The sequence below is a fragment of the Pseudomonas putida W15Oct28 genome (genome assembly GCF_000708715.2).
Classification (GTDB): Bacteria; Pseudomonadota; Gammaproteobacteria; order Pseudomonadales; family Pseudomonadaceae; genus Aquipseudomonas; species Aquipseudomonas putida_R.
Genome location: NZ_JENB01000004.1, coordinates 166,482 through 186,158, shown reverse-complemented (window position 1 = coordinate 186,158; position 19,677 = coordinate 166,482). Strand labels below are relative to the sequence as shown.

14 protein-coding genes are annotated in these 19,677 nt (G+C 62.9%); 11 read left to right on the top strand and 3 right to left on the bottom strand.

Annotation, left to right across the window (positions count from 1 at the left end):
- Positions 1–4: 4 nt before the first annotated feature.
- The 6 genes from hisS (at position 5) to AK81_RS04170 (ending at position 6,837) form a co-directional block, all read left to right on the top strand.
- Positions 5–1,294 (top strand): histidine--tRNA ligase, encoded by a 1,290-nt coding sequence (hisS, locus tag AK81_RS04195; protein ID WP_043196973.1) that lies wholly within the window; start codon positions 5–7, stop codon positions 1,292–1,294.
- Positions 1,295–1,333: 39 nt separating this feature from the next.
- The gene (locus tag AK81_RS04190) at positions 1,334–1,975 is read left to right on the top strand and encodes a tetratricopeptide repeat protein (protein WP_043196972.1); all 642 of its coding nucleotides are present in this window, start codon (positions 1,334–1,336) and stop codon (positions 1,973–1,975) included.
- The gene (gene bamB, locus AK81_RS04185) at positions 1,976–3,118 is read left to right on the top strand and encodes an outer membrane protein assembly factor BamB (protein ID WP_003248513.1); all 1,143 of its coding nucleotides are present in this window, start codon (positions 1,976–1,978) and stop codon (positions 3,116–3,118) included.
- A 116-nt stretch (positions 3,119–3,234) separates the two neighbouring features.
- Positions 3,235–4,698 carry a ribosome biogenesis GTPase Der gene (gene der / locus AK81_RS04180; RefSeq protein WP_043196971.1) on the top strand — a complete coding sequence of 488 codons (1,464 nt, stop codon included), beginning with the start codon at positions 3,235–3,237 and terminating at the stop codon, positions 4,696–4,698.
- A 211-nt stretch (positions 4,699–4,909) separates the two neighbouring features.
- A complete protein-coding gene (locus AK81_RS04175; RefSeq protein ID WP_043196969.1) occupies positions 4,910–6,058 on the top strand; it encodes a pyridoxal phosphate-dependent aminotransferase in 1,149 nt (382 codons plus the stop codon).
- Complete coding sequence (locus AK81_RS04170; protein ID WP_043196968.1) at positions 6,046–6,837, top strand: amidohydrolase; 792 nt, start codon at positions 6,046–6,048, stop codon at positions 6,835–6,837. Before AK81_RS04175 ends, AK81_RS04170 begins: the two co-directional genes overlap by 13 nt.
- Positions 6,838–7,005: 168 nt before the next feature.
- On the opposite strand, the gene AK81_RS04165 is transcribed toward AK81_RS04170, so the two are convergent.
- Both AK81_RS04165 and AK81_RS04160 read right to left on the bottom strand, forming a co-directional pair.
- Positions 7,006–9,561 (bottom strand): PepSY domain-containing protein, encoded by a 2,556-nt coding sequence (locus tag AK81_RS04165; RefSeq protein WP_043197010.1) that lies wholly within the window; start codon positions 9,559–9,561, stop codon positions 7,006–7,008.
- 253 nt (positions 9,562–9,814) lie between these two features.
- Positions 9,815–12,106, bottom strand: a complete 2,292-nt coding sequence (locus AK81_RS04160) for a TonB-dependent receptor (protein WP_043196967.1) — start codon at positions 12,104–12,106, stop codon at positions 9,815–9,817.
- Positions 12,107–12,327: 221 nt separating this feature from the next.
- Between AK81_RS04160 and AK81_RS04155 the strand changes: the two genes are divergently transcribed.
- Positions 12,328–13,008, top strand: coding sequence for a Fe2+-dependent dioxygenase (locus tag AK81_RS04155; RefSeq protein WP_043196966.1), 681 nt, complete (start codon positions 12,328–12,330; stop codon positions 13,006–13,008).
- Positions 13,009–13,011: 3 nt separating this feature from the next.
- The gene (locus tag AK81_RS04150) at positions 13,012–13,761 is read left to right on the top strand and encodes a tetratricopeptide repeat protein (protein ID WP_043196965.1); all 750 of its coding nucleotides are present in this window, start codon (positions 13,012–13,014) and stop codon (positions 13,759–13,761) included.
- 156 nt (positions 13,762–13,917) lie between these two features.
- Here the strand turns inward: AK81_RS04150 and AK81_RS04145 are convergent, their stop codons facing one another.
- Positions 13,918–15,081 (bottom strand): type III PLP-dependent enzyme, encoded by a 1,164-nt coding sequence (locus AK81_RS04145; RefSeq protein ID WP_043196964.1) that lies wholly within the window; start codon positions 15,079–15,081, stop codon positions 13,918–13,920.
- Between the two features lie 494 nt (positions 15,082–15,575).
- On the opposite strand from AK81_RS04145, the gene AK81_RS04140 reads away from it, so the two are divergent.
- The 3 genes from AK81_RS04140 (at position 15,576) to AK81_RS04130 (ending at position 19,593) form a co-directional block, all read left to right on the top strand.
- Positions 15,576–16,073: a sigma-70 family RNA polymerase sigma factor gene (locus AK81_RS04140; protein WP_043196962.1), complete on the top strand. Its 498-nt coding sequence runs from the start codon at positions 15,576–15,578 to the stop codon at positions 16,071–16,073.
- 20 nt (positions 16,074–16,093) lie between these two features.
- Positions 16,094–17,056 (top strand): FecR family protein, encoded by a 963-nt coding sequence (locus AK81_RS04135; protein WP_043196961.1) that lies wholly within the window; start codon positions 16,094–16,096, stop codon positions 17,054–17,056.
- 107 nt (positions 17,057–17,163) lie between these two features.
- A complete protein-coding gene (locus AK81_RS04130; RefSeq protein ID WP_043196959.1) occupies positions 17,164–19,593 on the top strand; it encodes a TonB-dependent siderophore receptor in 2,430 nt (809 codons plus the stop codon).
- Positions 19,594–19,677: the final 84 nt, after the last annotated feature.

Genomic DNA, 19,677 nt, shown 5'->3' with positions numbered 1-19,677 from the left:
TTTCGTGAGCAAATCGCTGCAAGCCATCCGTGGCATGAACGACATCCTGCCAGAACAGTCGCCACTGTGGCGCTACTTCGAAGGCACCGTGGCCGGTCTGCTGGACACCTACGGGTACAGCCAGATCCGTACGCCGATCGTCGAGTTCACCGAGCTGTTCAAGCGCTCGATCGGTGAAGTGACCGACATCGTCGAAAAAGAGATGTACACCTTCGAGGACCGCAACGGCGATTCGCTGACCCTGCGCCCCGAAGGCACCGCCGCGTGTGTACGTGCCGTGCTGGAGCATGGCATCACCGGCAACGGCCAGGTGCAGAAACTGTGGTACATCGGCCAGATGTTCCGCCACGAGCGCCCGCAGAAGGGCCGCTACCGCCAGTTCCACCAGATTGGCGTGGAGGTGTTCAATCTGGACGGCCCGGACATCGATGCCGAGCTGATCATGCTGACCTGGCGCCTGTGGGGCCTGCTGGGCATCCAGGACGCGGTCAAGCTGGAGCTCAACAGCCTGGGTACCAGCGAAGCCCGCGCGCGCTACCGTGACGCGCTGGTCGAGTTCCTCTCGGCGCGCCTGGAGCAACTGGACGAAGACAGTCAGCGTCGCCTGAAAAGCAACCCGCTGCGCATCCTCGACAGCAAGGACCAGAACACCCAAGCGGTGCTGGTCGGCGCGCCGAAGCTGGAAGATTACCTGGACGAAGAATCGCGTGTGCACTTCGAGGGCCTGAAGGCCCGTCTGGACGCTGCCGGCATTCCGTTCGTGATCAACACCAAGCTGGTGCGTGGCCTGGACTACTACAGCAAGACCGTATTCGAGTGGGTCACCGACAAGCTCGGTTCCCAGGGCACTGTTTGTGCCGGTGGCCGCTATGACGGCCTGGTCGAACAGATGGGCGGCAAGCCGACCACTGGCGTAGGTTTCGCCATGGGTATCGAGCGCCTGATCCTGCTGCTGGAAACCCTGGGCAAGGTGCCGGAGTCCATCAACCGCCAGATCGATGTCTACCTGTGCGCCTTTGGCGAGCAGGCCGAGCTGGCTGGCCTGCGCCTGTCCGAAACCCTGCGTGACCGCTTGCCGGGCTTGCGCCTGGCAGTCAACGCCGGTGGCGGCAGCTTCAAGAGCCAGTTCAAGAAAGCCGACAAGAGCGGTGCACTGTTCGCCCTGATCCTGGGCGACGACGAACTGGCCAAGCAAGAGATCGGTTTGAAGCCCCTGCGTGGCCAGGGCGAACAACAGAACATTGCCTGGGATGCTCTGGCAGAGCACCTGGAAACCGCGATCGCGCAAGCGTAACGCGGTTCAACAAGCGAATAGGCGAAAAGGAGTATTGGGGTGTCGAGTACCGATGATGATGACCTGGCAGGGGTCAAGGACTGGTGGAACCGCAACGGCAAGCCGCTGCTGACCGGCGCATTGCTGGCGGGCGTGGTGGTGTTGGGCTGGAATACCTGGCACAAGTACCAGAACAACCAGTCGCAAGGTGCCTCGCAGCTGTATCAGGCGTTGCTTGAGACCAGCCTGACGCCGACTGCCCAGCCAGACGCCACCAAGGTTGCGGAACTGGCCGGCAAGCTCAAGAGCGAGTTTGGCGGTACTGCCTATGCCCAGTACGGCAGCCTGTTCGTGGCCAAGGTCGCGGTCGAGAGCGGCAAGCTCGACGACGCCGCTGCCGAGCTGAAAGGCGTGCTGGACAAGCCGGCCGACGTGACCCTGGGCGAGATTTCGCGCCAGCGTCTGGCGCGCGTGCTGGCCGCCCAGAACAAGGCCGAGGATGCCCTCAAGCTGCTCGACGGCGACGCCGACAAAGCTTTCCTGGCCAGCCGTGAAGAGTTGAAGGGTGACCTGCTGGTACAGCTGGGTCGCGCCGACGACGCGCACAGCGCTTACGAAAAAGCCAAGGCTGCGTTGTCCGATGAGGCGGCGGTCGGTGGCCTGCAATTGAAGCTGGATGACCTGGCTAAAGGGGACGCGTAAGTGATCGGTTGGAAACATGCAGCAGTGCTGACCCTGGCCGTACTGGCCGCCGGTTGCAGCAGCAACAGCAAGAAGGAACTGCCCCCGGCCGAGCTGACCAAGTTCACCGAGGAAGTGGTGCTGAAGAAGCAGTGGAGCCGTTCGATCGGTGATGGCCAGGGTGAGACCTACAACACCCTGGTACCGGCCATCGAAAACGACCGTATCTACGCGTCCGACGTCAATGGCGAAGTCTTCGCCCTCGACCGCATCACCGGTGACGTGGTGTGGAAGAAGGACCTGGAGCTGCAGGTTTCCGGCGCTGTTGGCGTGGGCTACGGCCTGGTCATGCTCGGCACCCTCAAGGGTGAAGTCATTGCCCTGGACTCCAGCACCGGTGAGGAGCGTTGGCGCTCGCGCGTGACCAGCGAAGTGCTGGCCCCGCCAGCCAACAACGGTGATGTGGTTGTGGTGCAGACCCAGGACGATCGCCTGATCGGCCTGGATGCCGCCACCGGCGACCGCCGCTGGATCTACGAGAACTCCCCGGCCGTACTGACCCTGCGTGGCACCGGTGCACCGATCGCTACCAACCGCCTGGCCGTCGCCGGCCTGTCTACCGGCAAGGTGGTGGCGGTGGACATCAACAACGGTGTGCCAGTGTGGGAAAGCCGCGTGGCCATCCCGAAAGGCCGTTCCGAACTGGACCGTGTGGTTGATATCGACGGCGGCTTGCTGCTGTCTGGTGGTACCCTGTACGTCAGCACCTACCAGGGCCGTGTAGCGGGCCTGGACCTGGAAAGCGGCCGCGAGCTGTGGCAGCGCGATGCTTCCAGCTATGTGGGCGTCGCCCAGGGCTTCGGTAACGTCTACGTCAGCGAAGCTTCGGGTACCGTGGAAGGCGTGGATGAGCGCTCCTCCAGCGCCCTGTGGAGCAACGACAGCATGGCTCGCCGCCAGCTGACCGCCCCTGAAGTGTTCAGCAGCTACGTGGCTGTGGGTGACTTTGAGGGTTACCTGCACCTGCTGAGCCAGGTGGATGGCCGCTTCGTCGGCCGTGAACGTATCGACAGCGATGGCCTGCGCGCCCGCCCACTTGTGGTCGGCGACACCATCTATGTCTTTGGCAACAGCGGCAAGCTCGAGGCACTGACCATCCGCTGAAGCTATGCTTGAAGCCTTGGCGGGTTTCAAGCCGCGGCGTAGGACACGCCGCCCAAACTCCGGCCGCTGCCTTGCAGCGGCCTTTGCATTTTCAAGAATTCGAGAGTGGAGAGCCGATGGTTCCCGTAATTGCCCTGGTGGGCCGCCCGAACGTCGGCAAATCCACCATGTTCAACCGCCTGACCAAAACCCGCGATGCCATCGTGGGTGACCTGTCGGGCCTGACCCGTGACCGCCAGTATGGTGATGCCAGCTGGCAGGGTCGTTCCTTCATCCTGATCGACACCGGTGGTATTACCGGTGACGAAGTGGGCATGGACGAAAAAATGGCCGAGCAGTCGCTCATGGCCATCGAAGAAGCCGACTACGTGCTGTTTCTGGTCGATGCCCGCGCCGGTATGACCGCCGCTGACCAGATGATTGCCGAGCACCTGCGCAAGCGCAACAAGTCGGCGATTCTGGTTGCCAACAAGATCGACAACATCGACCCCGATGTTGCTCGCGCCGAGTTCTCGCCGATGGGCATGGGCAACGCCATTCCGGTGGCGGGTTCCCAGGGCCGTGGTATCAGCGCCCTGATGGAAGCCGTGCTCGGCCACCTGCCACGTGATGCCGAGGAAGAAGCCCTCGACCAGGACGTCGCCGAAGGCGAGGAGGCCGTGCGCATTCCTGGCCCAAGCGAGAAGGATGGCATCAAGATCGCCATCATCGGCCGCCCGAACGTTGGCAAGTCGACCCTGGTCAACCGCATGCTCGGCGAAGAGCGTGTGGTGGTCTACGACGAGCCGGGTACTACCCGTGACAGTATCTACATCCCGTTCGAGCGTGATGGTGACAAGTACACCTTCATCGACACCGCCGGGGTGCGCAAGCGCGGCAAGATCCACGAGGAAGTCGAGAAGTTCTCGGTGGTCAAGACGCTGCAGGCGATCAAGGACGCCAACGTCGTCATCTTCGTCATGGACGCCCGGGAAGGGGTGGTTGACCATGACCTGAACCTGCTGGGCTTCGCCCTCGAAGCCGGCCGCGCCATCGTCATCGCGCTGAACAAGTGGGATGGCATGGAGTCGGGCGAGCGCGCCTACGTGAAGACCGAGCTGGAGCGCCGGCTGTTCTTCGTCGACTTCGCCGACATCCACTTCATCTCCGCCTTGCACGGCACCGGCGTAGGCAACCTGTACAAGTCGGTGCAGGCCGCGTTCACCTCGGCTGTGACCCGTTGGCCAACCAGCCGCCTGACGCAGATCCTCGAAGATGCTGTCAGCGAGCACCAGCCACCGCTGGTCAACGGCCGCCGCATCAAGCTGCGCTATGCCCACCTTGGTGGTGCCAACCCGCCACTGATCGTGATCCACGGCAACCAGACCGAGAGCATTCCAAAGTCGTACTCGCGTTACCTGGAAAACACCTACCGCCGGGTGCTGAAGCTGGTCGGTACGCCGATTCGCATCGAGTACAAGGGTGGTGAGAACCCGTACGAGGGCAAGAAGAACACCCTCACCGACCGCCAGGTCAACAAGAAGCGCCGCTTGATGTCGCACCACAAGAAGGCCGAGAAGAAGCGCCGCGACAAGCGCTGATTCCGCGTCAGCTTCTTCGCGGGCTTGCCCGCTCCCACAGGTGCTGCACAGTATTCAAAATCTGTGGAGGACTTGTGGGAGCGGGCAAGCCCGCGAAGAGGCCCTTTGATCCAAAGCAATCCCCCTATTGTTTCAACCTTTTTCCTGACTGCTCGATCCGCTATGCTCGGACTCCACCCCGTGCCGGATACACCCCAGGAAAGAGGGCTCCATGATCCGCAGCAAACTGCCGAATGTCGGCACGACCATCTTCACCACCATGTCCCAGCTCGCCGTGCAGACCGGCGCGCTCAACCTGTCCCAGGGTTTTCCTGATTTCAACGGCCCGCAGGCCCTGCTCGATGCAGTGGGCCGGCATGTGGCTGCCGGGCACAACCAGTATTCGCCAATGACCGGCCTGCCGGCCTTGCGCCAGCAAGTGGCGGCCAAGGTGGCGCGGCTGTATGGCGCACAGGTGGATGCCGACCAGGAAGTGACCATCACCCCCGGTGCCACCGAGGCGATCTTCTGTGCCATCCAGGCGGTGGTGCATGCCGGTGACGAGGTGATTGTCTTCGACCCGTGCTACGACAGCTACGAGCCCTCGGTGGAACTGGCCGGTGGCCGCTGCGTGCATGTGCAACTGAGCGACGGCGACTTCCGTATCGACTGGCAGAAGTTCAGCGATGCGCTGAGCCCACGCACCCGCATGGTCATCCTCAATTCGCCGCACAACCCCAGTGGCGCACTGATCACCCGCGAAGACCTTGAGCAGTTGGCAACGCTGATTGCCGACCGCGATATCTACCTGGTCAGCGACGAGGTCTACGAGCATCTGGTTTACGACGGTGTTCGCCACGCCAGCGTGCTGGCCCACGCGCAGCTGTATCAACGTGCCTTCGTGGTCAGCTCGTTCGGCAAGACCTACCACGTGACCGGCTGGAAGACCGGCTACGTGATCGCGCCCCCGGCGCTGAGCGCAGAGCTGCGCAAGGTGCACCAGTACGTCAACTTCTGCGGCGTGACGCCATTGCAGTGCGCCCTGGCCGACTTCATGGCCGAGCACCCTGAGCATATCGATGAGCTGCCGGCCTTCTACCAGGCCAAGCGCGACCTGTTCTGCGGCTTGCTGGAAGGCTCGCGTTTCAACTTTACCCGCACGGCGGGCACCTATTTCCAGCTGGTGGACTACTCGCAGATCCGCCCGGACCTGAGCGATGTCGACATGTCGCTGTGGCTCACCCGCGAGCACGGTGTGGCGACCATCCCGGTATCGGTGTTCTACCAGCAACCCATCCACGAGCAACGCCTGGTACGCCTGTGCTTTGCCAAACGTGAGGAGACGCTGCGTCAGGCAGCGGAACGACTATGCGCGATCTGAGCACACTGCCCAACCTGAAAGTTGCCCTGGTGCAAACCACCCTGGCCTGGCATGACCGTGAGGCCAACTACGCGCACTTCGAAGTGCTGCTGGAGCAGGCGGGGGAGGTGGACCTGGTGATTCTGCCTGAGATGTTCACCACCGGTTTCTCGATGCAGTCCGAAAGCCTGGCCGAGCCGGAAAACGGCCCGACCTACAAGTGGCTGAAGGCCCAGGCGAAGAAGTGCAACGCGGTGATCACCGGCAGCGTGATCATCCAGGCCGCCGACGGCAGCCACCGCAACCGCCTGCTATGGGCGCGGCCGGACGGCGAAATCCTGCACTACGACAAGCGCCACCTGTTCCGCATGGCCGGTGAGCACAAGCACTACACCCCGGGCGAGCGCCAGGTGCAGTTCGAGCTGAAGGGCTGGCGGATTCGCCCGCTGATCTGCTACGACCTGCGCTTCCCGGTGTGGAGCCGTGATGCCCAGGACACCGACCTGTTGCTGTATACCGCCAACTGGCCGGCTGCGCGCCGCCAGCACTGGAACCGCCTGTTGCCGGCGCGGGGCATCGAGAACCTGTGCTATGTAGCGGCCGTGAACCGGGTAGGCACGGACGGCAAGGGCTTTGCCTATTCGGGCGACAGCCAGGTGCTGGACTTCCAGGGCGAAAGCCTGCTCAGTGCCGGCGAGGCAGACGGGGTGTTTACCGCCGTGTTGAGTGCGGCGGAACTGTCGGCGTACCGGGCCAAGTTCCCGGCCAACCTGGATGCCGATACTTTCGAACTCCATTGAACCCAAACCGGGCCGTTACTGGCCCGTTGTAGGAGCGGCCTTGTGTCGCGATGGGGCGCGAAGCGGCCCCTTTTTCAGCTTCGCCGCAAAAATTGCTGGGGCCGCTGCGCGCCCCATCGCGACACAAGGCCGCTCCTACAGGTTTTGGGTTGCTGACACTGGCCAGTATCAGTAAACATCCCGCCGATACCGCCCATCCTCGATCAGTTGCTGCACAACGGCTTCCCCGAGCATGCCGTCAAGCGCCGCATCCACCCCCGCAGCCATGCCTTGCAGGCTGCCGCAGACATACACACAGGCGCCATCCGCCACCCAGCGCTTGAACTCTTCAGCCTGCTGCAGCAACACATCCTGCACATACACCTTCTCGGCCTGATCCCGCGAGAACGCCAGGTCCAGGCGTGCCAGGTCGCCGTTCTGCAGCCAGCCTTGCAGCTCGTCACCACACAGCAGGTCATGCGCCCGGTTACGCTCGCCAAACAGCAGCCAGTTGCGCTGCTCGCCAGCATTCACCCGTGCCCTGATCAGGCTGCGCAGGCCGGCCAGGCCTGTGCCGTTACCGATCAGGATCATCGGTGCTGCGGTCTCCGGCAGGTGGAAGCCGCTGTTGCGCCGCAGGCGCAGGCTCAGCGTACCGTTTAGTGGCAGGTATTCGGTGAGCCAGCCGGAGCCCAGGCCCAGGTTGCCATCGGCATGGCGCTCCTGTCGCACGATCAGCTCCAGCGCGCCGTCACTGGCGATCGAGGCGATGGAGTACTCGCGGCTGCCGATCGGCACCAGTGCATCCACCAGCGCTTGCGGCTGCAAGCCGACCAGGTGATCACGGCGCGCCGGCAGTTGGCGGCCAGCCAAGGCCTGGGCAAGCGTTTCGCCAAGGCCATTCACTTGTACCCGGGCGCTGGCGTCCAGTGCCATGCCTTTGAGGAACGCGTCGATCCGTGGCTGCCCATTGAGCGGCAAGACCTCGACCAGGTCGCCGGCCTCCCAGCTTGCAGGCTCTTCAGGCAGCAGGCCAAGCAAGTACACCGGCTGGCCCTGGCTGCCCGGGTTGAGCAGTTCGCGACGCACCAGTGACCAGTTGCCAAAGCTTGGCGGCTGCCAGGCGGCCACTGGCTGGGCGCCGGTCAGTTGCGCCAGCTCCTGTTGCCATTGCTGCAGGGCGGCCTGGTCGGCGTTGTCCACTTCCACCGGGCTGAATGCGCTGCTGGCGCCGCGCTCCCCCAGCCACGCCTGCAGGCGACGGGCGAAGCCGCAGAAGTGCGGGTACTGGCGGTCGCCCAAGGCGAGCAGGGCGTAGTTGAGGTGGTTCAGTGCCCACGGCTGGCCGAGCACCTTGCGCTCGAAGGCGCGGGCGCTGTCGGGTGCTTCGCCGTCGCCGAAGGTACTGACCACGAACAACGCACGGCGGGCTTGGCGCAGGTCGTCTTCACGCAGTTCGGCCAGCGCGCGTACCTGCACCGGCAGGCCGGCTGCCTGCAACTGGCCGGCACTTTGCCAGGCCAGTTGTTCGGCAAAGCCGCTCTGGCTGGCAAAGCCGATCAGCCAGCTGTCACCGCTGCCGCTATTGCTGGCAACGTTGCCACGGGCTGCGCGTACCTGGCGCTTCTTGCGGCGGCGGTCGAGGTACAGCAGCCAGCCCGTGACGAAGAACAGCGGCATGGTCAGGCTGGCGATGGTGACGATGATGCGCCCTGGCAGGCCGAAGTACTCGCCGACGTGCAGGGCGTAGACGCTCTGCAGCAGCTGGGCCTTGAAGGACTTGTCGGTATAGCGGTCGTGTCTTTTCACCTGGCCGGTGGCCGGGTCCAGCTCCAGGGTGTTGAAGGCCCGCGGGTGATCGGCGCTGTCCAGCAGGTAGAACAGGTTGGCCGGCTGGCCGCCAACCGGTGGCAGCCGCAGGTTGTAGGCGGCCAGGCCTGGGCCTGCGGCGTTTTTGAGGTTGGCCCAGATCGCGTCATAGTCGACCACCAGCGGCGGGGCATTCTTGTCGATTTTCTGCGGCCCGTGGCGGCCACGGCCTTCGCCGCGTTTTTGTTGCTGGCCGGCGGCCGGCGCGTCGGCCAGCAGCTTGTTCAGGCCTTCGCGGTACCACTCATAGGACCAGAACAGCCCGGTCAGGGCGAACAGAAGATAGAACAGCAGGCACCAGGTACCGGCCACGGCGTGCAGGTCCCAGTTGAAGGCTCGGCCTTTCTTGGCCCAGTCGAAGGTCAGCCAGGTGCGCCAGTCCAGCGCCTTGCGCGGCCAGCGCAGGTACAGGCCGGACAGGCAGAAGAACACCAGCATCAGGGTGCAGGCACCGGTGATCTGCCGGCCGGTGTCGCCAATCGCCAGAAAACGGTGCAGGTTGAGCATGAGGTTGAAGAAGCCTTGCCCGGCCACTTCACCTTTGAGTTCGCCGGTATACGGGTCGGCATAGCGCAGCTCGCCACGGCGCTCGCCCGGTGCCGGCATGAAGAAGATGCGTGCGGCATTGCCTTCACGCACGTCGACCCACAGCATCGACACCTTGTCGTGTTGCTGGGCCTCGACCCGTTGTACCAGTTCGGCCGGCGGCAGCACGCCCTCGGCGCGCACTTCTACCTTGAGTACATCGGCATTGAACGCACGCAGCAGTTCTTCCTGAAACGAGTACAGGGCCCCGGTGATGCCCATCAAGGCCAGCACCAGGCCAGCGGTGATGCCAAAGAACCAGTGCAATTGGAACAGCGTCTTCTTCACCACATCGATCACCTTGTGTTGCTGCCGCAGACTGCGCGGCGTGCATTATGCCTTGATACGCAAAAGCCCCGCTCAATGAACGGGGCAGGGGTGGGCTTCTTTTATTGGAAGCCTGAAGCGGCCCTTTCGCGGGCTTGCCCGCTCCCACAGGTACACCACAGGTTTTGAAGGTTGTGGTGTACCTGTGGGAGCGGGCAAGCCCGCGAAGAGGCCGCTACAGGAGCAGCCTTTCTAGCGGATCAACCCAATCCCGACATCAGAAGTGGACGCTGGTGGTCAACAGAGCAGTCCGCCCGGCCGCCTGGTTGGCAAAGTGGGTGGAGAAGGCCTTGTCGTAGTACACCTCGTTGGTCAGGTTCTGCACGTTCAGCTGCAGGTCGACGTTCTTGGTCAGCTTGTAGGCGGCCATGGCGTCGTAGCGTACGTAGCTGTCGACCATGGTGGTGTTGGCCACACTGCCGTACACGTCATCCACGTAGAACGCACCGCCACCCACGGTCAGCTTCGGCGTGATCGAGTAGGTCGTCCACAGGCTGGCGCTGTTGTTCGGGGTGTTCGGCAGCTGGTTGCCGTCGTTGGCTTTGCCCAGCGGGCCGCCGTCGATCTGGCGAGCCTGCATGTAGGTGTAGCCAGCAAATACCTGCCACTTGTCGGTGAGCTTGCCGCTGGCCGACAGCTCGATGCCCTGTACGCGGGTTTCGCCGACGTTTTCGTAAGTGGTGGTGTCCACCTGGACGCGGGCGTTTTCCTTCTCGGTGCGGAACAGCGCAGCGGTCAGCGACAGGCGCTGGTCGAGCAGGTCCCACTTGGTACCGATTTCGTAGTTGGTGGTTTCCTCTGGCTCCATGTCGCTGGCCAACAGGTTGCCGTTACGGTCCGGGGTGCCACCCAGCGGGTTGCCTTCTGTACCTTCGCCGAGCATCGAGCCTGGTGGTGTTGCAGAAGTGGCGTAGGACACGTAGATGCTGCCGTTTTCGGCCGGTTTCCACACCAGGCCCAGCTGGCCGGTCACGAACTCGCTGACATCTTTACCTTTGGCTGTGGTAGTGCCAGCGGCGTTGTAGGTCTTGTAGTCGGTGTCGAAGTGGTCGTAGCGCAGGCCCATGTTGACCAGCCACTCGGGGGTGAGCTCCAGGGTGTCGAACACATAGATCGCGCGGGTCTTGCTATTGGTGGTGGTGCCAGCGTAATTGCGCGAGATGCTGCCGTTCCACGGATCATCCGGGTTCGGGTTGCTCAGCGAGGTGCAATTGTAGCCGCTGCTAGCGCCGATCATGCCGGGGGTGCAGTTGGTGTTGGCTGCGCCGCCGGGCACGGTGTCGGTATTGACGGTGTAGGACGAACGGTCACTCTCTTCACGGCTCAGTTCGATACCGGTGGAGAAGCTGTTTTTCATACCACCGACATAGAATTCGCCGAACAGGTCGGTCTGGTTGGTGGTGGTGGCGGTGTTGCCGACACGGGTGTTGGCACGGCGCCACACACTGCCGTTGTTGACGTTGCCCTTGCTGTCGTCAGGCTGGGTCAGGATGTAGTCCTGCATGCTGTTGCCGTGACGCAGGGTGTTCTTGATGGTCAGCGCGTCGGTCAGGTCGTGTTCGATCGCGAAGGTGGCGATGTCTACACGGCTCTTGCGGAAGTCACGGCCGGTCAGGCCATAGAAGTTATCGCTGTCGCCGCCGTCATTCGGCTTGCTCGGGTGTGCCGAGGTGCGCCCGCCGCTGCCGTTGGTCGGGATGGTGTACGGGATGCCCGAATCCGGCAGGTCGTCGCTTTCCAGGTGGTAATAGTCGAGGTTGACGCGGGTCGGGGTGCCCAGGCCGAAGGCCAGCGACGGGGCGATACCCCAACGGTCGTAGTTGACCTTGTCGCGGCCGGCGACGTTGCTTTCGTGGGTCATCAGGTTCAGGCGGCCGGCAACGGTATCGCTGAACTGGTAGTTGCCATCGAAGGTGTAGCGCTGGGTCTGGTCGCTGCCCCAGGTCCAGGCGCCGTCCAGCGAGTTGCCCAGGTGTGCACGCTTGCTCACCAGGTTGATGGTACCGCCGGCAGCGCCACGGCCACCGATGGCCGAGTTCGGGCCCTTGGCAACTTCCACCGACTCGATGGCGAAGATTTCGCGGGTTTGCGCGCCAGTGTCACGCACGCCGTCCAGGTAAGTATCGCCCTGGGCGTCGAAGCCGCGGATGAACGGACGGTCGCCTTGCGGGTTGCCGCCTTCGCCGGCGCCAAAGGTGATGCCTGGCACGGTGCGCAGGGCATCCTGCAGGGTCAGGGCGTTGGTGTCCTTGATCACTTGCTGCGGGATGACGGTAACCGAGCGCGGGGTGTCTACCAGCGGCGCGGTGTACTTCTGCGAGGCGGCCTTCTCCACCTTGTAATCGGTGCTGGCCTGTTCAGCCTTGCCGTTGACGCTGGTGGCGTCGAGGGTGATCGCGCTGTTGGCGGCCGGGTCGGCGGCGTAGACCGATGTGGCGCTAAGCGCGACGCCGATGGCGGATACGATCAGGCGTGGTGAACTCACTGCAGATGGTACGTACTGGCGCATTGCTAAGGACCTTCCCCAAGGTGATGTGGCCGCGGATCTTAATGTAAGCAATTGTGACTCACAATTGAGATCCGTTACCATTCGTGAAGAATTTACAATCTTTACAATTTGCCTTTACGGTTTCATCAAGCTGAAACGTCTTAAGCGGCGAATGGGGCTTGTGTAGCGCAAAAGGGAATCAATATCATTGACACGTTTACATTTCCTAACGGTGCTGCGCCATGCTGCTTCACATCCCAGGCCTGTTTGACGCTGATGAACTGGCCCGTATCCGCGAGGCGCTGGAGCAGGCCGACTGGGCCGATGGCAAGGTGACTGCCGGTTACCAATCGGCCAAGGCCAAACACAACCTGCAGTTGCCGGAAGGGCACCCTTTGGCCAAGGAAATCGGCGCTGCGCTGATCGACCGCCTGTGGAAAACCCCGCGCTTCATGTCGGCGGCCCTGCCGCACAAGGTGTTCCCGCCGTTGATCAACTGCTACCGCGAGGGTGGCAATTTCGGCTTTCACATTGATAACGCCTTGCGTCAGCCCCAAGGCAGTCCGGAGCGGGTGCGTACCGACCTGTCTTCGACGCTGTTCCTCAGCGACCCGGACAGCTACGATGGCGGCGAGCTGGTGATTCAGGACACCTACGGCGTGCAGCAGGTCAAACTGGCTGCCGGTGACCTGGTGCTGTACCCCGGCACCAGCCTGCACAAGGTCAACCCGGTGACCCGAGGCCAGCGTTATGCCGCATTCTTCTGGACCCAGAGCCTGGTGCGCGAGGACAGCCAGCGGGCGCTGCTGTTCGAGATGGACAATGCCATCCAGCAACTGACCGCTGATGTGCCGGAGCACCCCTCGTTGCTGCAGCTGACCGGCACCTACCACAACCTGTTACGCCGCTGGGCCGAGGTCTGAACCGTGTCTTATCAGTTGCGACGTGAGGAAGTGGTGGATGTGGCCGGCTTGCAGGCCATGCTGGAGGAGAGCCCCGGTAAAGCTGCCCAGGCAATCCTGGCAGCGGCGGGGCAGGGCGCGGTCGAGGCGCAGTTGCTGCTGGGGCAGATCCTGCTGGATGGACGCGGTATCGAAGAAGATGCCACCGTGGCCCGGCGCTGGTTTGGCATCGCCGCACAGGGCGGCAGTGCCATGGCGCACAACATGCTCGGGCGTTGCCTGGAGCATGGGTGGGGCGGTGAGCCAAGCCTGACGCAGGCGGCCATTCATTATGCGCGTGCGGCCGACGCCGGGCTGGACTGGGGCCTTTACAACCTGGGCAACCTGCTGGCCACCGGGCGCGGCGTGCCGGCCAACCAGGCACAGGCGCTGCAGTGTTACGAGAAGGCTGCGCAGCTGGGGCATGCCAAGTCGATGAACCTGTATGGGCGTTACCTGGAGCAGGGCATTGCCACGGCGCCCAGCCCGGCGCGGGCGGTGCGCTGGTATCGGCGCTCGGCCGAGGCGGGGGATTTCCGTGGGATGTTCAGCCTGGGGCTGGTGCTGGTCGAGCGCGGGCAACTGGCCGAGGCTGGGCAGTGGCTGGAGCAGGCGCGGGTTGAGGGGAACATGAACTTCCTGCGCGCGGCGTTGGTCACCTTGCAGGGCGCGGGGCCGGTGTTGATGGCCTTTGCGGCGCGCTATGCCGAAGAGATCGAACGGCGCGAAGCATGATGTCGACTGTGCCGCCCTCTTCGCGGGCTTGCCCGCTCCCACAGGTATTGCGCTGGGACTGAAGGAAGCATCGCACCTGTGGGAGCGGGCAAGCCCGCGAAGAGGCCGGTACAGGAGAGCACACATGAAAACGGGGCCTTGCGGCCCCGTTTTGCATTACAGGTAGTAAGCCTTCAGCGGCGGGAAGCCGTTGAATTCGACTGCGCTGTAGCTGGTGGTGTAGGCGCCGGTCGACAGCCAGTACAGGCGGTCACCGATGGCCAGGTTCAGCGGCAGGCCGTACTTGTAGTTTTCGTACATGATATCGGCGCTGTCGCAGGTCGGGCCTGCGATGACGACTTCTTCGGTTTCGCCTTTCTTCTCGGTCCAGATCGGGAACTTGATGGCTTCGTCCATGGTTTCGATCAGGCCGGAGAATTTGCCCACGTCGGTGTAGATCCAGCGCTCGACGGCAGTGCGCGACTTGCGCGCCACCAGCACCACTTCGCTGACCAGGATGCCGGCGTTGGCAATCAGCGAACGGCCTGGCTCCAGGATGATTTCTGGCAGCTCATCACCGAAGTCTTCCTTGAGGAAGCGGATGATTTCTTCGGCGTAGGTTTCCAGGCTGTTGGTACGGGTGATGTAGTTGGCCGGGAAGCCGCCACCCATGTTGATCAGCTTCAGTTCGATGCCGTCTTCTTCCTTCAGGCGCTCGAAGATCACCTTGACCTTGGCGATGGCGGCGTCCCACACGCTGATGTCGCGCTGCTGCGAGCCCACGTGGAAGGAGATGCCGTAAGGCACCAGGCCCAGGTCACGGGCGAGGATCAGCAGGTCCATGGCCATGTCGGTCTGGCAGCCGAATTTACGCGACAGCGGCCAGTCGGCAGTGGTGGAGCCTTCAGTCAGGATACGCACATACACTTTCGAGCCCGGTGCGGCCTTGGCGATGTTGCGCAGGTCGGCTTCCGAGTCGGTGGCGAACAGGCGCACGCCCTTCTCGAAGAAGTAGCGGATGTCCTTGGACTTCTTGATGGTGTTGCCGTAGCTGATGCGGTCAGCGCTGACACCGCGGTCCATCACCTTGTCCAGTTCGTAGATCGAGGCGATGTCGAAGCTCGAACCTTTCTCTTTGAGCAGGTCGATGATTTCGACGGCCGGGTTGGCCTTGACCGCGTAGTAGACCTTGGCGAATTCGAAACCGGCGCGCAGGTCGTCATAGGCCTGGCTGATCATCTGGGTATCGATGAGTACGAACGGGGTTTCCTGCTTGTCGGCGAACGCCTTCATTTTCTGGAAGGTGTCACGCGCGAAATAATCTTCGACCTGGATCGACATGCTCAGGGACTCCATGGGCAAACTGAAAATTTAAGTGGCTGCAAACTGAACGTCCTCCGTATCCCCACTTTGGTTCGCCTACTCAGTACTTGAGCCGGATGGATCGTTTCCAGCATGGACGTTCGGCGCGCACTTTAGGGCGTGAAGAATGCAGAATCAACAGGCAATCCGGGCGTGATCGACGTGGATCGACCACCAGTCATTTGAATAACCGACTCGTGTGACCGGCTGATGTTCCCCACGATGTTTCAAGCGTTAAATATTGTGGAATAGACCGTGTTGGCCCCTTTGCGGGTAAACCCGCTTCTATAGGCTTTTCGCAATTCTTGTGGAAGCGGGTTTACCCGCGAAAGGGCCAGAGGTGTTCATATTTATGGCCACATTTTCCTGGTACCCGCGTACAGGAAATGGCGCATAAATTTTTTGTTACCGACTGGCGGATTTGCTGGTTTTGATGAGAAACATTACTATTCGCACCCTTATCCGCCTCCCTGATGACCCAGACCGTGTCCGGACACAAAGGCTTCCTCGACCATTACCATGAGCTGATCGGCACCTGGACGCGCAAACTGCGCAGTCGCCAGCAGGCCGAGGACCTCACCCACGATGCCTTTGTCCGGGTACTGGAAAACCCGCGCGAGCAGGTCGAGCAGCCGCGCGCCTACCTGCACCAGACCGCACGCAATATTGCCGTGGATGGCTTCCGCCGCGAAGACCGCCGCCAGGCCCTGGCGCTGGAAGCTTTCGACGAGGGCACTGGCGGCAGTGATGACCCGGAGGCCTACGTGCATGCGCTGGAGCTTGCCGACAGCGTCGAGCGGGCGCTCGCCGAGTTGCCGCTCAACTGCCGACAGGTGTTCATCTGGCAGAAGCTCGAAGGCCTGACCCAGGCCGAGATCGCCGAGCGTATGGGGTTGAGCAAGAACATGGTCGAAAAGTATATGATCCGCACGCTCCGGCATTTGCGTGAGCACCTGGATGTGTCGGCATGATGAGTCAGGAGACCTTTTCGATGAAACAGCACGGTACCGATACCGTCCGCGAGCAGGCGGCCGCATGGTTTGCCCGCGTGCAGGATGCGCCTCGGGATGCCGGGCTGCAGAAACAGTTGCGCGCCTGGTTGGCCAGCGACGAACGGCACCGCGAGGAGTACCAGCACCTCAGCCGCGTGTGGCAGGCCGCCGACTTCATTCCGCGCCAGCGCCTTGAAGCGTTGTGCCAGCCGGACCCGGTGCAGCAACTGCCGCGTCGGCGTTTCGTGCGTCAGGCCCTGGCTGCCTGTGTCGCGGTGTTGGCGTTGGGCCTGGGCTGGGGCGGCTGGCACTACCAGCAACTGAATCACCAAGGTAGCGTGCAGACCGCCTTCAATGAACGCCGCCAGGTCGAACTGCCGGATGGCTCCTTGCTCGATCTCAATGGCAGCACACAGCTGCAGGTCGATTTCAGCGCCGGCCAGCGGCATATCCGCCTGAGTGCCGGCGAGGTGATGTTCAACGTCGCCCACGACAGTGCCCGGCCGTTCGTGGTCGACACCGCCCAAGGCAGCGTGACGGTAACCGGTACCCGTTTTGACGTGCGCCAGGACCTGGCCAGCACCCGGGTGGCGGTGGAGCAGGGTTCGGTGCGTGTGCAAGGCAAGGGCGAGGCGCTGGCGCAGCTGACGGCCGGCCAGGGTTCGCATATAGATGCGCAAGGCCTGGTGACCGCCCCCTACGCCGTCAATACCGCTGCCGTTACTGCCTGGCGCCAGGGCAAGCTGGTGTTCGACAACGCCACCCTCGCCGAGGTGGTGGCCGAAGCCTCGCGTTACCGCAGCCAGCCGTTGCGGGTTGCCGCGGGCAAAGTCGCCCAGATGCGCCTGTCCAGCACCTTCAGTACCGATGACACCGACGCACTGTTGCGGGCCTTGCCGAGCATCCTGCCGGTGGCCATCAAGGCCCATGAAGACGGCTCTCGCGAAATAATTGCGAAATAGATTCAGGTTTTTTTTCGCTCGTTCGTCTTCCTCGCCAGCTGCAACTGCCAAGCATTTCCATTTGCACGCGGTTGGCGTTTATTCTGCATTCAGGAAGTTTCGACTACGTGAACAACAACAAGCCTTTCCCACCCTTGCGCGCCCTGGCGCTGGCCCTGGCGGTCAGTGCCCTGGCCATCGACAGCCAGGCCGCACAGGCCGGTAACGCCATCCAGATCCAGGCCCAACCGCTGGCTTCGGCACTGAACCAGCTGGGTCAGCAGACCAACCTGCAGCTGTTCTTCAGCCCCGAGCTGGTGGCTGGCAAACAGGCCCCGGCGGTGTCCGGCAACCTGGCGCCGGTGCAGGCGTTGCAACAGTTGCTGCAAGGCAGCGGGCTGACTTTCGAGATGTCCCAGGACACCGTCGTGGTAAAGCCGCTGCCGACTACCCTGGACCTGGGCAGCGGCAGCCTGGAGCTGGCGCCCACTGACATCAAGGTGGTCGGTGACTGGTTGGGCGATGCCCAGCAGAGCGTGGTGCAGAACCACCCCGGCGCGCGCACCGTCGTGCGCCGCGAGGCGATGGTGGAGAAGGGCGCGATGAACGTGCGCGACGTACTGCGCGGCATCCCGGGTGTGCAGGTGCAGGACTCCAACGGCACCGGCGGCAGTGACCTGTCGCTGAACGTGGGCGTGCGCGGCCTGACCTCGCGCCTGTCGCCGCGCTCCACCGTATTGATCGACGGCATCCCGGCCGCCTTCGCGCCGTATGGCCAGCCACAGCTGTCGATGGCGCCGATCTCGTCGGGCAACCTCGACAGCATCGACGTGGTGCGTGGGGCCGGCTCGGTGCGCTATGGCCCACAGAACGTGGGTGGGGTGATCAACTTCGTCACCCGGGCCATTCCGGAAAAGGCATCAGCGGAGCTGTCCACCACCCTGGAAACCTCCCAGCGCGGCGGCTGGAAGCACACCGAGTCGGCCTTCGTCGGCGGCACGGCAGACAACGGCATGGGGGTGGCGCTGCTGTACACCGGGGTGAACGGCAACGGTTACCGTGAAAGCAACAACGGCAACGACATCGACGACGTCATCCTCAAGACCCACTGGGCACCCACCGACGTCGATGAGTTCTGGCTGAATTTCCATTATTACGATGGCCGTGCCGACATGCCCGGTGGCCTGACTCAGGCGCAGTACGACAGCAATCCGTACCAGTCGCTGCGCGACTACGACTACTTCGCCGGTCGGCGCAAGGACGTGTCGTTCAAGTGGCAACGCCAACTCGACGATGCCACCCAGTTCGAAGTGCTGACCTACTACACCGACAGCTTCCGCGGCAGCGCCATCGCCTCGCGTGACATGAAGACCCTGTCGTCGTACCCGCGCAACTACCACACCTTCGCCATCGAACCACGGGTGTCGCGCATCTTCTTTGCCGGCCCCACCACCCAGGAAGTCAGCGTGGGTTATCGCTACCTGAAGGAAGCGATGCGCGAACAGTCGACCCGCCTGGCGCTGATCGACAACGTGCCGACCGTGACCCCGACCTCTGACGGCCACGTATTCCAGGACCGCAGCGGCGGTACCGAGGCCAGCGCCTACTACATTGACGACAAGATTGATGTCGGCAACTGGACCATCACCCCGGGCGTGCGCTTCGAGCACATCAATACCGACTGGCGCGACCGCCCGGTGCTGGACGCCAACAATCGCCCGGTGGCGGAGAAGAAGCGCAGCATCACCAGCAACGAGCCGCTGCCGGCGCTGAGCGTGATGTACCACCTCTCCGACGCGTGGAAAGTGTTCGCCAACTACGAAACCTCGTTTGGCAGCCTGCAGTACTTCCAGCTGGGCCAGGGCGGTACCGGCAACAGCACGGCCAACGGCCTGGAGCCGGAAAAGGCCAAGACTTACGAAATCGGCACGCGCTATGACGATGGCGGCTTTGCCGGTGAGCTGACCGCGTTCTACATCGACTTCGATGACGAGTTGCAGTACATCAGCAACGATGTGGGCTGGACCAACCTCGGGGCGACCAAGCACCAGGGCATCGAGGCCTCGGTGCGCTACGACCTGGCCGGGCTGGACCCGCGCCTGCAAGGGCTGTCGGTGAGTGGTGGGTACACCTTTACCCGCGCCACGTATGAAGGTGAGATTCCGGGCTTCAAGGGCCGTGACCTGCCGTTCTATTCACGTCAGGTGGCCACTGCCGGCGTGCGTTACGCGGTCAACCGCTGGACCTGGAACCTGGATGCCTACGCCCAATCCAAGCAGCGCGCGCCGGGCACCGGGATCAATGCCGATGGCAGCTTCAACGGCGACTACATCACCGAGCCTAGTGCGGATGGGCAGTATGGTGATATTCCGGGTTACGTGACCTGGCATGCCCGTGGCGGGTATGAGTTCGGGCCAGAAATGTCCAACCTGAAGCTGGCGGCGGGGGTGAAGAACCTGTTCGACAAGCAGTACTTTACCCGCTCCAGCGACAACAATGCCGGCATTTATGTGGGTGAACCGCGGACCTTCTATGTACAGGCCAGTGTAGGGTTCTGATCCCGCGTCGCCTGATTCGCGGGCAAGCCCGCTCCCACAGGATCGCGCAAAGCCTAGGGTAAGCGCGAACCCTGTGGGAGCGGG

Excerpts from the sequence above, each read along its gene's own strand:
- AK81_RS04160 (WP_043196967.1), bottom strand. The coding sequence starts at position 12,106 with ATGCGCCAGTACGTACCATCTGCAGTGAGTTCACCACGCCTGATCGTA.
- AK81_RS04140 (WP_043196962.1), top strand. The coding sequence starts at position 15,576 with ATGACCCAGACCGTGTCCGGACACAAAGGCTTCCTCGACCATTACCAT.
- AK81_RS04135 (WP_043196961.1), top strand. The coding sequence starts at position 16,094 with ATGAAACAGCACGGTACCGATACCGTCCGCGAGCAGGCGGCCGCATGG.
- AK81_RS04155 (WP_043196966.1), top strand. The coding sequence starts at position 12,328 with ATGCTGCTTCACATCCCAGGCCTGTTTGACGCTGATGAACTGGCCCGT.
- AK81_RS04175 (WP_043196969.1), top strand. The coding sequence starts at position 4,910 with ATGATCCGCAGCAAACTGCCGAATGTCGGCACGACCATCTTCACCACC.
- AK81_RS04145 (WP_043196964.1), bottom strand. The coding sequence starts at position 15,081 with ATGTCGATCCAGGTCGAAGATTATTTCGCGCGTGACACCTTCCAGAAA.
- der (WP_043196971.1), top strand. The coding sequence starts at position 3,235 with ATGGTTCCCGTAATTGCCCTGGTGGGCCGCCCGAACGTCGGCAAATCC.
- AK81_RS04170 (WP_043196968.1), top strand. The coding sequence starts at position 6,046 with ATGCGCGATCTGAGCACACTGCCCAACCTGAAAGTTGCCCTGGTGCAA.